The organism is Actinomadura kijaniata (assembly GCF_014138665.1).
Classification (GTDB): Bacteria; Actinomycetota; Actinomycetes; order Streptosporangiales; family Streptosporangiaceae; genus Spirillospora; species Spirillospora kijaniata.
On the sequence record NZ_JACJIA010000003.1, the window covers coordinates 194,967 to 208,830 of the forward strand.

11 protein-coding genes and 1 pseudogene are annotated in these 13,864 nt (G+C 74.6%); 4 read left to right on the forward strand and 8 right to left on the reverse strand.

From position 1 onward, the window contains the following. Positions 1-86: 86 nt before the first annotated feature. Positions 87-386, reverse strand: coding sequence for a hypothetical protein (locus tag HNR61_RS12975; RefSeq protein ID WP_312897883.1), 300 nt, complete (start codon positions 384-386; stop codon positions 87-89). Between the two features lie 277 nt (positions 387-663). Here HNR61_RS12975 and HNR61_RS12980 point away from each other — a divergent pair, with 277 nt between their 5' ends. Continuing rightward, positions 664-1,338: a TetR family transcriptional regulator gene (locus HNR61_RS12980; protein ID WP_182843395.1), complete on the forward strand. Its 675-nt coding sequence runs from the start codon at positions 664-666 to the stop codon at positions 1,336-1,338. 56 nt (positions 1,339-1,394) lie between these two features. Then, a complete protein-coding gene (locus HNR61_RS12985; protein WP_182843396.1) occupies positions 1,395-3,167 on the forward strand; it encodes a serine/threonine-protein kinase in 1,773 nt (590 codons plus the stop codon). A gap of 21 nt (positions 3,168-3,188) precedes the next feature. On the opposite strand, the gene HNR61_RS12990 is transcribed toward HNR61_RS12985, so the two are convergent. Next, complete coding sequence (locus HNR61_RS12990) at positions 3,189-4,139, reverse strand: alpha/beta hydrolase (protein ID WP_182843397.1); 951 nt, start codon at positions 4,137-4,139, stop codon at positions 3,189-3,191. Between the two features lie 44 nt (positions 4,140-4,183). Here HNR61_RS12990 and HNR61_RS12995 point away from each other — a divergent pair. Then, positions 4,184-5,275 (forward strand): annotated as a pseudogene (locus HNR61_RS12995) (serine/threonine-protein kinase); the annotation flags it as partial. Positions 5,276-5,381: 106 nt separating this feature from the next. Then, positions 5,382-6,782, forward strand: a complete 1,401-nt coding sequence (locus tag HNR61_RS13000) for an amino acid permease (protein ID WP_246442651.1) — start codon at positions 5,382-5,384, stop codon at positions 6,780-6,782. On the opposite strand, the gene HNR61_RS13005 is transcribed toward HNR61_RS13000, so the two are convergent. The 6 genes from HNR61_RS13005 to HNR61_RS13030 form a co-directional block, all read right to left on the reverse strand. Next, positions 6,779-7,414 (reverse strand): LysE family translocator, encoded by a 636-nt coding sequence (locus tag HNR61_RS13005; RefSeq protein WP_182843398.1) that lies wholly within the window; start codon positions 7,412-7,414, stop codon positions 6,779-6,781. The two genes, HNR61_RS13000 and HNR61_RS13005, sit on opposite strands and share 4 nt — an antisense overlap. Positions 7,415-7,466: 52 nt before the next feature. Then, positions 7,467-8,756: a polysaccharide deacetylase family protein gene (locus HNR61_RS13010; RefSeq protein WP_312897884.1), complete on the reverse strand. Its 1,290-nt coding sequence runs from the start codon at positions 8,754-8,756 to the stop codon at positions 7,467-7,469. A 104-nt stretch (positions 8,757-8,860) separates the two neighbouring features. Continuing rightward, on the reverse strand, positions 8,861-10,423 hold the full coding sequence (locus HNR61_RS13015) for an ABC transporter ATP-binding protein (protein ID WP_182843399.1): 1,563 nt from the start codon (positions 10,421-10,423) through the stop codon (positions 8,861-8,863). Then, the gene (locus tag HNR61_RS13020) at positions 10,420-11,277 is read right to left on the reverse strand and encodes an ABC transporter permease (protein WP_182843400.1); all 858 of its coding nucleotides are present in this window, start codon (positions 11,275-11,277) and stop codon (positions 10,420-10,422) included. The genes HNR61_RS13015 and HNR61_RS13020 overlap by 4 nt, the downstream gene beginning before the upstream one ends. Then, the gene (locus tag HNR61_RS13025) at positions 11,264-12,280 is read right to left on the reverse strand and encodes an ABC transporter permease (RefSeq protein WP_312897885.1); all 1,017 of its coding nucleotides are present in this window, start codon (positions 12,278-12,280) and stop codon (positions 11,264-11,266) included. The genes HNR61_RS13020 and HNR61_RS13025 overlap by 14 nt, the downstream gene beginning before the upstream one ends. Then, positions 12,265-13,845 (reverse strand): ABC transporter substrate-binding protein, encoded by a 1,581-nt coding sequence (locus HNR61_RS13030; protein ID WP_182843401.1) that lies wholly within the window; start codon positions 13,843-13,845, stop codon positions 12,265-12,267. The genes HNR61_RS13025 and HNR61_RS13030 overlap by 16 nt, the downstream gene beginning before the upstream one ends. Positions 13,846-13,864: the final 19 nt, after the last annotated feature.

Below are 13,864 nucleotides of genomic sequence, written 5' to 3' on the forward strand. Positions count from 1 at the left end.
CTCGAACATACGTTCGGACACGAGTCTAGGGAAGGGCCGGGACGGGCCGCAAGGCGGGGTGATCTTTCGGGACCGGCGGCGGGCGATCAGGCGAGCAGGCGGGCCAGCCGGTCGGCGACCTCGGCGACCCGGCCGACATCGGCCATCCCGCCGCCGGACCACAGGAACGACCAGCCGCTCGCGACCGGGGTCGCCACCACCATCACCTGCCGCCGGGTGCGCGGCCCCACCACGCTGAGCACCGACTCCTGCGGGCCGGCCAGCCGCCACCGCAGCCCGCGCGCCTCGACCTCGTAGGCCAGCACGGCCAGATGCCGCCGCCGCACCTCGCCCACCTCACGCACACCGACGACCGACACCATGACCACCCACCACCCGGTCCGCACCGGCCGCCCCATCCGGTGACATGCCGCACTCGAACGGCGACAATTGGTAACTACTCCCCAGCATGGCCCGGAACAAATGATCAGCGCAGGTTTTCCGGGAGAGTCGCTGGACCCATCTTCCGGACGGTCCGGCGCCCGTCCCCTGGACCACCGGCCGGGTTCATACTTGCCTATGACCCCCCATGACGCCGGAAACCGGGCGGTCCGCACCGTCCGTTCCGTGATAGACCGTCCACGAGGCGTCCGCACGGCCGCCCCGGGGAGAAGGAGTCCGCCGATGACCGCAACCGAGCCGCCGACCGCCGTCCCGGCGGGTGGCGTGGCGGGCGCGGACCGGGCCCGGGACGGGCTGCGCGAGCACAAGAAGCAGCGGACCCGCCAGGCGCTGATCGACGCGGCGCTGGAGCTGTTCGTGGCGCAGGGCTACGAGGACACCACCATCGACGAGATCGTCGCGGCGGTGGAGGTGTCGCAGCGCACGTTCTTCCGGTACTTCGCCACCAAGGAGGACGTGGTCATCGGCGTGTTCGCGGCCTACGACCGGGCGATGCTGGAGGAGCTGCGCGAGCGGCCCGCCGACGAGACGCCGTTCACCGCGATGGCCGAGGCGCTGCGGGTGGCGCTGCGGTCCATCGCCGACAGCGGCCCGGCCGAGAGCGCCCGGTTCCGCCGCCTCCGGCAGGTGATCGAGACCACACCCGCGCTGGTCGCCGCGCACCTGGCCCACCACACCGCCATCGAACGGGCGCTCGCCGCGGAGATCGCCCGCCGCCAGGGCGTCGATCCGGAGGCCGACCTGCGGCCCCGGCTGCTCGTGGCGATCTTCATCGGCATGGTGCGGGTGGCGTTCAAGCACTGCGCCGAGCACCAGGCGTGGGACGCCACCACCATGGCCGCGCAGATCGACTCCATCGTCGACGCCGCCCGCCGGACCGTACGCGACTGGGTCTGACCCGTTCGGACGGTAGGGTTTCCGACACATCAGGCCTTCCGACCTCCAGGACCACGATGACCACGCACGCAGGTGAGAACTCCGACGCCCTCCGGCCCGAGGACCCCCGCGAGCTCGGCCCCTACCGGCTGCTGTCCCGGCTGGGCCGGGGCGGCATGGGAACGGTGTTCCTGGGACAGGATCCCGGGGGGCGACGCGTCGCCGTCAAGGTGATCAACCGGGAGCTGGCCGGGGAGCCGGCGTTCCGCGACCGGTTCCGGCGCGAGGTGAACGCCGCCCGGCAGGTCCGCCGGTTCTGCACCGCGCCCGTGATCGACGCCGAGGTGGGTTCGGACGGCGTAATGGGCAGGGACGCCGACCCGCTGTACGTGGTCACCGAGTACATCGAGGGCCCCAGCCTGGAACGCGCCGTCGCCGAGCGCGGCCCGCTGCCCGGCTCGGACCTGGAGGGCCTGGCCGTCGGCGTCGCGACCGCGCTGGCCGCCATCCACGGCGCCGGGATCGTGCACCGCGACCTCAAGCCCGCCAACGTGCTGCTGTCGGCCACCGGCCCGCGCGTGATCGACTTCGGGATCGCCCGCGCCCTGGACGCCGCCGACGGCCCCACCCGCACCGGCCAGCTGGTCGGCACCCCCAACTACCTGCCGCCGGAGCTGCTGCGCGGCGAGCCGGTCACCCCGGCCTCCGACGTGTTCTCCTGGGGCTGCGTGGTCGCCTACGCGGGCACGGCGCGGGCGCCGTTCGCGGGCAACACCGTTCCGGAGATCTTCTACAAGGTCGCGCACGAGCCGCCGAAGCTGGACGGGCTGGACCCGTCGCTGAGCGAGCTGGTCGGCGCGGCCCTCGACAAGGACCCGCGCAAACGCCCCTCGGTGCAGGAGCTGCTGGCCCGCCTGGTCGGGCACACCGATCCCAACCCCGCGCTGATCGCCGAGACCGTCCAGGCGAGCTGGCACGTCCCGGGCGCGCCCCCGGTCCCGCCGCCCCCGGCCGCTCCGGCGCCCCCGGCGGCCACCGGCCTGGGGCGGACGCCGGCCGGTGAGCCCGCGCCGACGGCGACGCTCGGCGCGGACACCACCCGCCGCGACGCCGCCCCCGGCCCGGTGGCGCGGCCGTCGCGCGGCCCGTCCCGCAAGCCGCTGCTGGTCGGCGCGGGCGTCGTCGCCGCCGCGCTGGCCGCCGTCGTCGGGATCGTCGCGGTGGCGGGCTCCGACGGGCCGCCCGACCAGCTGGCCACGGTGTTCAGCGACAACTTCTCCAGCACCGGCTCCAACTGGGGCGGCGGCACGTTCACCAGCGGCTACGGCTACGCCAACGGCGTGTACCGGATGGACACCAACAGCACCTATCCGGCCCGCGACCAGTGGTCCCCCAAGCCGGGCTCCGAGGTCCCGCAGAACGCGCTGGTCTCCGTCACGGTGACGTCGGCGGCGGGATCCCCCGACAGCCAGTACGGGCTGGCCTGCCGCTCCAACAACGACGGCAAGGACCAGTACGCGTTCGTGGTGCGCAAGGACGGCAAGGGCGCGACCCTGACCAAGTACTCGGCCCGGACCGGCTCCAAGGACCTGCTGACCGTCGACGAGGTGCCCGGCCACAAGGCCAAGGGCCCCAACCGGCTCCAGGTCGCCTGCGCGGACCCCGACGGCAAGGGCAAGGAGGTCCGGCTGCGGCTGTGGGTCAACGGCGAGCAGGTCCTCGACCACGCCGACGAGCAGCAGCCGCTCGCCAACGGCTGGGCCGGGCTCACCGTCCGGCGGGGCGGCAACCCCTCGGTGCCCTCGGTCGTCGACTTCGACGACTTCGACATCTCCAAGGTCATCGGCTGAGCCGCCGCCCCGGCGGGGCCGTCAGGCGGGCAGGTAGCCGCGCATCCAGCGGGCCAGCTCGCCGAACACCTCGTCGCGGGCGGGCTTGGCCGACAGCACCAGGTCGTGCAGGCCGTTCTCGATCCGCACCAGGGTGACGTTGCGGCCCAGGCGCGGCGCCCAGCGGGCCATGTGCTCGACGTCCAGCACCGCGTCACCGCCGGAGACGTCGATCACACCCGGCCGGGGCCGCACCGACCGCCGGGACGTCATCACCAGCACCGGGACGTCGATGTCCAGTCCGGCGTGCAGCCGCAGCTGGCCGCGCCGCACCGCCGCCAGCCAGGCCGCCCGCACCGGGAACCCGAGCAGGGGCTTCCACTCCAGGTCGAAGTCCCACTCGCCGCCGTGGTCGCGGTGCAGGCTGCGCGCGTAGGCGTCCGACACCCCGGCGGGCAGCACCGCCCTGGGGAACCGGCGGTGCAGCGCCCGCGCCAGGCCCGCGCCGAGCCCGCGCACCGGCGGCGGCTCGTTGATGTCCAGGAACGGGCTGTTGAGGAACACCCCGTCGACCAGCCCCCTCCCCCGCGCGTCGGCCCACAGCGCGGCGATCAGGCCGCCGGTGGAGTGGCCGTTGATCAGCAGCACGTCGTGGCCGTCGTCCTCGCGGACGATCCGCACCGCCGCGTCGATCTCCGGGAAGTACTCGGTGAGGCTGCGCACGAAGTTGGGCGTCTGGTGGGGGCGCAGCGAACGCCCGTACTTGCGCAGGTCCAGGGCGTAGAAGTCGAAGCCCTGCTCGACGTAGAAGTCGGCCAGGTGCTTCTGGAAGAAGTAGTCGACGAACCCGTGCACGTACAGCACCGCCCGCCGCCGCGGGTCGGTCGCGCGACGGCGCACGAGGGTGGCCACGACGGGCCCCTCGGAGTCCTCGCCCATCGGCAGTTCGATCGCCTCGTACCCCGGGCCCAGCACGTCCACGCTCACGTCCATGGGCACAGCGTACGGGGGCGTCCCCGCCAAGATCAGGGACGCCCGCCTACACCGCGCCGGAGGTCCTGAACGGCGGGGAGGTCACGCGGGCGACCGACGTGTTCGCGTGGGGCTGCGTGGTGGCGTTCGCGGGGACGGGGCGCGCGCCGTTCGCGGGCGCGACCGTGTCGGAGGCGCTGTACCGGATCTCGCACGAGCCGCCCGACCTGGAGGGCCTGGACCCGGCGCTGGTGGAGCCGGTGGGCGCGGCGCTGGCCAAGGACCCCGCCGAACGCCCCACCCCGCAGGATCTGCTGGTCCGGCTGACCGGGCACGCGGCCCCCGCCCGCGCCGATCCCGGCCGCACCGCCGTCGACCCCGGCCGCACCACCGTCGAGCCCGCCCCGGCGCGTCCCCGGCGGGGCCGCCGCCCCCTGGTCGCGGGGGGCGCCGCGCTCCTGGCGCTCGGCGTGGCGCTGGGAGCGGCGGGCCAGGCGCGGCTGGGCGACGGCTTCCGGCCGAGGGGGAAGACCCCGGCGACCGCGCAGGCGCCCTCCCCCGGGACCCCGTTCTTCCCCAAGGACGGCTTCGACAACGACCGCGGCGGCTGGGACGGGACCGGGTGCGGCGTGTACCGGGACCACAGTCTCCAGGTCTCCACCGACACCACCGACGCCACCGAGGAGTACTGCTCGCTGCCCGGCGAGCGCGCCGTCGCCGACGGCCGCACCCTGCACGAGGTGTCGGTCTCCTTCGCCTCGGGCGGCTCCAGCGGGTACGCGGGCCTGTACGTGCTCAACCGGGAGAACTCCGACGACGAGGGGAGCCGCTACGAGGCGATGCTGCGCTGGGACGGCGTGCTGCGGCTCCGCAAGGTCGTCGACGACGACCCGGTGCGCGGCGCCGTCCGCACCGTCGAGCTGCCGGGCTTCCGCGCCCAGCAGGCCAACCGGCTCCAGGTCGAGGTGGACCTGACCGGCCGCGCCACCGGGCTCCGGGTCTGGGTGAACGGACGCCGCGTGCTGGAGTTCACCGACTCCGCCCGGCCGCTGCGGCGGGGGACCGACGCGCTGGCCGTCCACCAGGCGGACGGCGCGGACGAGACCTCCGACGCGATGGCTCGTTTCGACGACTTCATCATCACCCGCCTCCACTGATAGAGCCTGTCCGGAATATGGACAACCCGGCCCGGTATTCGAGCATCTCCGCAGGACACCTAAGGTAAGTCCCTGCCAGGAGCGTCAACCGTCCAGAAGGCCAGGGATGTCCGAAAACCACCAGCAGACCGGGCTGCAGGCCGGGCTGCGCCGCCGCCACATGACCATGCTCGCCATCGGCGGAGCGGTCGGCGCGGGCCTGTTCGTCGGCAGCGGCAACGTGATCAGGACCGCGGGTCCGGCCGCGATCCTGTCCTACGCCGCGGCGGGCCTGCTCGTCCTGTTCGTGCTGCGCGCGCTCGGCGAGATGGTCGTGGCCCGGCCCGTCGCCGGGTCGCTCGCCGAGTACGCCCGGATGGCCCTCGGCCCGGCCGCGGGCTTCACGATCGGCTGGCTCTACTGGTACCTGTACGTGATCCTGGTCGGCGCGGAGGCCGTCGCCGGGGCCGCGATCCTGGCCTCCTGGATCGACCTGCCGCAGTGGCTGCTGGCCGCCGCGCTGCTGCTGGTCATGACCGCGGTCAACCTGGTGTCGGTGCGGTCGTTCGGCGAGTTCGAGTTCTGGTTCGCCTCGATCAAGGTCGTCGCGATCCTGGTCTTCGCGCTGCTCGGCGTCCTGTACCTGCTCGGCCTGTGGCCGGACGCCCCCGGCGGCCTGGGCAACCTCACCGGGCACGGCGGCCTGGCGCCCAACGGCGTCACCTCGATCTTCACGGCGATCGTGGCGGTGATGTTCGCGTTCGGCGGCACCGAGATCGTCACCATCGCCGCCGCCGAGAGCGACGAGCCCGGCCCCGCCGTGGCCCGCGCCACCAACAACGTGCTGTACCGCGTCGGCCTGTTCTACGTGCTGTCGATCTTCCTGGTGGTGGCGATCCTGCCGTGGAACGACGCGCACGTGCTGGAGAGCCCGTTCGTCAGCGCGCTGGACACGATGGGGGTCCCCGCCGCCGGAACGATCATGCAGGCGATCATCCTGACCGCCGTCCTGTCGGTCCTGAACTCGGCGATCTACGTCTCCTCGCGCATGCTGTACGTCCTGACCCGCGACGGCGACGCCCCCGCGGGCCTGGTGAAGCTGAACCGCAACGGCGTCCCGGTCCGCGCGATCCTGCTCGGCACGGTCGCCGCCTGGGGCGCGGTCGTGGCCTCCTACGTCTCGCCCGACGAGGTCTTCAGGTTCCTGATGAACTCGATCGGGGTGATCCTGGCCTTCGTCTACCTGGCGATCATGCTCTCCCAGCTGCGCCTGCGCGCCCGCCTGCGGCGCGAGGACCCCGCGAGCCTGACCTACCGGATGTGGGCGTTCCCGTACCTGTCCTGGCTGACGGTCGCGGCCCTGCTGGCGGTGCTGGTCTCGATGGCGCTCATGCCCGGCCAGCGCTCCCAGCTCGCCGCCTCCCTGGTCAGCCTGGTGGTGGTGGCGGCCCTGTACCCGCTCCGCAGGCGCTTCGGCGCCAGGCCCCCGGTCCGCGAGGTGGAGACGATCCCCGCCCGGCGGCCCTAGTCCCTGCGGCCGGTGGCGGCGACGGTGACGCCGAGGCCGATCATCATCAGGCCGCCGGTGCCGCCGATCGCCGCCAGGCGGCGGGGCGAGCGGGCCAGCCACGTGCGGGCCGCGCCCGCCGTCAGGCCCCACACGCTGTCGCACAGCAGGGCGATGGCGCAGAAGATCAGGCCGAACAGCAGCATCTGGAGCGGCACGTGGCCCCGGTCGCGGTCCACGAACTGCGGCAGCACCGCCACGAAGAACACCAGCGTCTTGGGGTTGGTGGCCCCGACGACGATCCCCTGCCACAGGGCGCGTCCCCGGGGGACCTCGACGGGGCCGCCGACGGCGTCCTGGAGCGAGCGGCGGTGCCGGAACGCCTGCACGCCCAGGTACACCAGGTAGGCCGCGCCGAACAGCTTGAGCACGGTGAAGACGGTCACCGACCGGGCGACCACCGCGCCGACGCCGAACGCGACCGCGGCGACGACCGCGAACGCGCCCAGCGCGTTGCCGAGGACGCTGACCAGGGCGGTGCGGCGGCCGTGCGCCAGGGCCCGGCCGACGACGAACAGCACGCTCGGGCCGGGGATCACGATGATCACGGTGGCGACGGCCGCGAAGGCGACCGCCTGGGAGAAAGTGGGCATGGCCGCACCCTAGGCCGCCGTCTCCGGCGGACGACACCTCTTTTCGGCGGGGTCAGGGGGCGCTGAGGACCGGGCCGGAGTCGGCGGCGTCGCCGCCGGGCCAGGCCGCGGGCCGCTGCCCGACGTCGAGCCGCCGCAGCTCGCGCAGCACCGCGGGGTCCTGCGCGTCCAGCCAGTCCACGAGCTCGCGGAACGACACGCACCGCACCTCCGCCTTGACGCACACCGTGCGCATCACCTCCTCGACGGCCTCCATGTAGATGCCGCCGTTCCACCGCTCGAAGTGGTTGCCGATGATCATCGGGGCGCGGTTGCCCGCGTAGGCGCGGTGGAAGCCGCGCAGCAGCCCCTGGCTCATCTGGTCCCGCCACGCCGCGCGGGCCCCGGTCCGGCCCAGCGACCGGCGGGACTGGTTGGCCATGAAGTTGTAGTCCATGGTCAGCACCTCGAACGGCCGGCCGGGCATCGGCACCTGCTGGAGGGGCAGGTCCCACAGCCCGTCGACGCGGCGCGGCCAGACCTGCTCGCCGACGCCGCTGGAGTCGTAGCGGAAGCCCATCTCGCGGGCGGCCCGGCGGAGGTTGGCGCGGCCCTCCAGGCAGGGGGCGCGCCCGCCGATCAGCTCCCGGTCGTAGTCGAAGGGGAACGGCGGCAGGTCCCGCCACCCGGTGGTGGTCTTCCAGTTCTTGACGAACCACCTGGCCTGCTCGATCTCCGAGCGCCACTGCCGCGGCGTCCACGACCCGACGCCGCCGGGCCCGCAGAAGTGCCCGTTGAAGTGGGTGCCGATCTCGTGGCCCTCCAGCCACGCCCGGCGGATCTCGTCGACGGTGCGGCGGATGCTGGCCTCTCCCAGGTAGGAGATCGCGGACGCGCCGCGCGGGTGGCCCGGCGGCCGGTACCGCATCCGCTGCCGCTCCGGCAGCAGGTAGATGCCGCTCAGGAAGAACGTCTGGGTCACGTTGTAGCGCCGCCCGAGCTCCCGGAAGCGCGAGAACAGCCGGTTGTCGTCCTCCCCCGCGCCGTCCCAGGAGAACACGACGAACTGCGGGGGCCGCGCGCCGGGTGCCAGGCGGGCGGGCCGGTCCAGGCCGGGCTGGGCGCCGCTGAACGCGGTCGAGCCGTCCCCGATCAGCGTCTGCCGCGCCGGCGGGGCCGCGCCCTCGGCCGCCACGACCCGCTCGGCCACCTGCCCGGCGGCCTGTTCCACCGCCTGCGGCCGGGCGGTCGGGCTCAGCTCCGGACCGGGCGCCACGTTCCCGCCGCCGAGCAGCCCGCACGCGTGCGCCGTGCCCGCCACCATGGCCACCGCGACCGTCGCGCCGGCGGCCGCCTTCGCCACACCCGCCACCTCAACCCCCGGACCACATGATCATGTGTCCACGGTGGCAGCACCGGGGGCGGGACCCGTCCGGAACGGCGTGGTCTTTCCGGACGCTCACCGCGTCATTGCCGTCCGGTTGCCATCGCCGGGACCGCGTCGAGCAGCGCCCGCGTCTCGGGGTGCCCGGCGGAGTCCAGCGCGGAGACGGGCAGGTCCTCCACGACCCGCCCGGCCGCCAGCACCACCACGCGGTCGGCGATCCGCCGCGCGACCCGCAGGTCGTGGGTCACGAACACCACGGCCAGGCCCTCCTCGCGGCGCAGCCGGTCCAGCAGCGCCAGCACGCGTTCCTGGGCCAGCACGTCCAGGCCGGTCGTGGGCTCGTCGGCGAGCAGCAGCGCGGGCCCGGCGGCCAGCGCCCGCGCGAGCGCGACCCGCTGGCGCTCCCCGCCCGACAGCGTCGCGGGCCGCCGCGCGGCCAGCGCGGGGTCGAGGCCGACGCGTTCCAGCAGCGCGGCGACGCCGTCGCGCCCTCCCAGGGCCTCGGCGACGACCCGCTCGACGGTGTAGCGGGGGTCGAACGAGGCCAGCGCGTCCTGGAACACCAGTCCGGCCCCGCGCCGCACGGCGCGGCGGTCGCGTTCCCGCAGCGCCCACACGTCGCGTCCCCCGGCGCGCACGGCGCCGCCCTGCGGCCGGTCCAGCGCCGCCAGCGTCCCCACCAGCGTGGACTTGCCCGAGCCGCTGCGGCCCACCACGGCGACGGCCTCGCCGGGCGCGACGGAGAAGTCGACGCCGTCCAGCGCGACGGTCGTGCGCCCCCTCCCGCGCAGCACCCGCCGCACGGCCGCGGTCTCGCGCGGCGCGGGCCCCGGCGCCGGCCCGCCCCCGCGCGGGCTCGCGGTGTCCGGCCCGGCGGCGGCCACCAGCTCGCGGGTGAACGCCTCGCGCGGCGCGGCCAGCAGCTCCGCGGCCGGGCCCCGCTCGATCACCCGCCCGCCGGACAGCACCGCGATCTCGTCGGCCCAGCGGCCCGCGACGGCCAGGTCATGGGTGATCAGCAGCACGGCGCGGCCGCGCTCGGCGGCCTGGGCGCGCACGGTGTCCAGGACCTCGGCCTGGGTGACCGGGTCCAGCGCGGTCGTCACCTCGTCGGCGATCAGCAGGTCGGGTTCCAGGACCGTCGCCAGCGCCAGCGCGGCCCGCTGCGCCTGCCCGCCCGACAGCTCGAAGGGCCGGGCGCCCCACACCTCGCCGGCCGCCAGCCCGCACCGCTCCAGCGCCGCCGCGCCCACCTCGAACGGGTCCCCGGTGCCGTGGGCGCGGACGGTCTCGGCCAGGTGCCGCCCGATGGTGATCGTCGGATTGAGGCTGGCGGCGGCGTCCTGGAACGCGTACCCGACGCGCCGCCCCCGCAGCGCCCGCAGCCCGCGCGCCCCGAGCGCCGTCACGTCGGTGCCGCCGACGGCGATCCGCCCGCTCACCCCGACCCCGGCGTCCGGGTCGTGCAGCCGCACCACCGAACGCGCCGTCAGGCTCTTGCCGCTGCCGCTCGGCCCGACCAGCGCGACGACCCGGCCCGCCGGGACCGACAGCGACAGCCCGTCCACGACCGCGCGCCCGGCGACGCGCACCACCAGGTCCTCGATCTCCAGCGCGGCCGCGCCGGTGCCGGTCACGGTCACCAGGCCCTCCCCTCGCCCCGCGCGACGGCGGAGGCCAGCACGTTGACCGCCAGGATCGTCACCACGACGCACGCGGCCGGGAACGCGACGGTGTACCACTCGCCGGTCAGCAGGTGCGCCTGCGCCTCGGTGAGCAGGTTGCCCCAGCTCGGCCGGTTCGGCGGGACGCCGAGGCCGAGGAAGCTCAGCGTGGACTCGGTGAGGACGGCGTGCCCCACCTCGAACGCCGCGATCGACGCGACCGGCGGCAGCGCCCCCGGCAGCAGGTGGCGGCGCAGCACCTGGCCGCGCGACAGCCCGAGCGCGTAGGCGGCGCGCACGTACAGCCGTTCCCGCTGGCTGACCAGTTCGGCGCGGGCGACCAGCGCGACCGGCATCCAGCTCGTCACCGCGACCGCCACCACCACCGTGCCCAGCGACGGCCCCATGACGGCGGCCAGCGCCAGCACGACGATCAGCATCGGCAGCGACAGCAGCACGTCGGCGGTCCGCGCGACCAGCTCGTCGAGCCAGCGCGGCCCGGCCGCGGCGACCGCGCCCAGCAGCACCCCGGCCACGACGGTGATGGCGGCGGCGACCAGGCCGACCAGCAGCGAGGTCCGCGCCCCGTACAGCAGCCGGGCCAGCAGGTCGCGTCCCAGCAGGTCGGTGCCGAGGGGGTGGCCGGGCGATCCCGGCGGCAGGCTCGTCGCGCCCGTGTCGGTGGCGATCGGGTCGAGGGAGGTCAGCAGCGGCGCGCACACCGCCGCCAGCGCCAGCAGCCCCAGCACCGCGCCCGCCGCCCACACGCCGGGCCGCCGCGCCGGCACCCGGAACGCGAGGAAGCCGGGGCGGGCCCGGTCAGTGACGGCCATCGGTGGTCCTCCCCGCCAGCCGCACGCGCGGGTCCAGCCACGCCACGGCCAGGTCTCCCAGCAGGTTCGCGACGATCACGATCACGCCGGTGACCAGCACCACGGCGGTCAGCACCGCGTAGTCCTGGTCCCGCGCCGCCAGGATCGCCTGCCGTCCCACGCCCGGCCACGAGAAGATCTGCTCGGTGGCGTAGGCGCCCGCGACCAGCCCGCCGACGCCGACGCCGAGCCGCGCGGTGAACGGCACCAGCCCCGGCCGCAGCAGGTGCCGCACGGTGACGGTCCGTCCCCGCAGGCCGCGCGCCCGCGCGTTGGCGACGTGCGGGGCGTTCCGCAGCCGCCCGACACCGGTCTCCACCAGCCGCGCGTAGGTCCCGAAGTGGTGCCCGAACGCCAGCGCCAGCGCGGGCAGCACCAGGTGCGGCACCAGCACCCCGAGCGTGACGGGCTCGCCGGGCCGCGCCAGCCCGCCCGACGGCAGCACCCGCAGCCAGGCCGCGAACACCCACAGCAGCAGCAGCGCCGTCACGAACCCCGGCATCCCGCCGAGCACGAACAGCGCCGTCTCGATGCCCCGCCGCACCCAGGCCCGGCGCGTCACCGCCGCGACCAGCCCGACCGCGACGGCCCCGGCCACGCTGAACGCGGTCGCGACCAGCGTCAGCAGCGCCGTCCACGGCGCGGTCTCGGCCAGGATCTCGCCGACCGGGCGGCCGCTGCCGTAGGACAGGCCGAAGTCGCCGCGCACCGCCCCGGCGACCCACCGCCCGTAGCGCTGGGGCAGCGGGTCGTCCAGCCCCATGTGCCGCTCCAGCCGGGCGACCTCGGCGGCGGACGGCGGGCGGCCGCCGTTGCGCGCCTCCAGGATGCTCTCGGCCGGGGAGCCGGGCGCGAGGTCCAGCAGCGCGAAGCACAGCGCCGAGAGGGCGACGACGACCCCCAAAGCCGTCACCGCCCTCCGGACGAGAAACCTCAGGAGCGGGGGGCTCAGGACCAGGCCCACTTCTCGACGTTCCAGAAGAAGCCGTAGCCGTGGTGGCCGAGGGTGCGCCGCTGCGGACCGGTCAGGCTTCTGGGCACCGCGTTGTTGGTGTCGAGGTAGGCGATCCACACGAACGGCGGGTCCTCGGCCAGGGCCTTCTGGAAGTCGGCGTAGGCGGCCCGGCGCCCGCCCTCGTCCAGGGTGCCGCGCCCGCGCTCCAGCGCCCTGTCCACCTCGGCGTTCTTGTAGGAGCCGTAGTTGGAACCGCCCTTGTCCAGCTCCTCGGAGGAGTGGAACGGGCCGAACACCGACGAGTCGGCGTCGTAGGGCGTGCCCCAGCCGATCACGAACGCGCCCAGGTCGCCCCAGTGGTCGCGGACCCAGGAGCGGGGCTTGGGGGTGCCGGAGATGTCGAACCCGGCCTGGCGGAGCTGGGTGGCGGCGACGTTGAGGATCGCGACGCGCGCCGAGTCCTCGGCGAACGTGGTCAGCTCGAACCGGACGGTCTTACCGTCCTTCTCCCAGAGCCCCTGGGCGTTCCTGGCGTACCCGGCGCCCTTCATCAGCTCGTCGGCCCTGGCCGGGTCGTGGCGGAACGGCGCGGGCCCGCTCTTGAACGGGTTGGTGTCCAGCGGCCCGGTGGCGGGCTTGCCCTGCCCTGCCAGCACGCTCCTGACCACCGCGTCGCGGTCCACGGCGAAGTTCATCGCCTGCCGGACCCTCTTGTCGGCGAACACCGGGTTCTTGAAGTTGAACAGCAGTGCCCGGTAGTCGGCGGTCGGGTAGGTCTCCAGGCGGACCCGGTCGTCGCTCTTGGCCCTGGCGACCTGCTGGGGCTGGATGTGGGCCCCGTCGACCTCGCCGTTGCGGAGCTGGATCAGCCGCGCCGAGTCGTCCGGCACGTACTTGATCACGATCTTGGGCAGCCTGGGCCTGCCCTCGTAGTACCTGTCGAACGCCTCCAGCTCGGCGTACTGCCCCGGCTTGAACGCCTTCAGCCGGAACGGTCCCGCCCCGACCGGGGCCTGCCCGAACCCGCCGTCGGTGATCTTCTTGCCCGTCAGGGCGTGCGCGGGCAGCAGTCCCATCGACACCGCGTCCAGCAGCGGCGCGAACGGCCTGCTCAGCGTGAACGTCGCCGTGGTGTCGTCGGGCGTCTCGACGCTCCTGACCGCCGAGAAGTTGCGCGACAGCGGCGCGTCGGCTCCGGCCGCCTTCACGGTGTCGATCGTGAACTTGACGTCCTTGGAGGTGAGCGGCTTGCCGTCGTGCCAGGTGAGGCCGGGCCGCAGCTTGAAGGTGTACTCGGTGCCGTTCTCGGCGACCCGCCAGGACTCGGCCAGCCCCGGCACGACCTTGTTGTTCGCGTCGTGCCGGGTCAGCCCGCGGAAGACCATCTCGGTCACCGGGTCGGTGTGCTCGTCCTGGAGCGCCGGGTTGAGCGTCTCGGGCTCGTCGCCGATCGCGTAGGTGAACGTGCCACCGGACGTCCCGCCCGCGGAACCGGACCCCGAGCCACCGCACGCGGTGGCCAGGAGCCCGGTCGCCATGGCGATCGACCCGACGACGAGGACGGACTTACGCATGAGTCTCCTTGTTGCAATC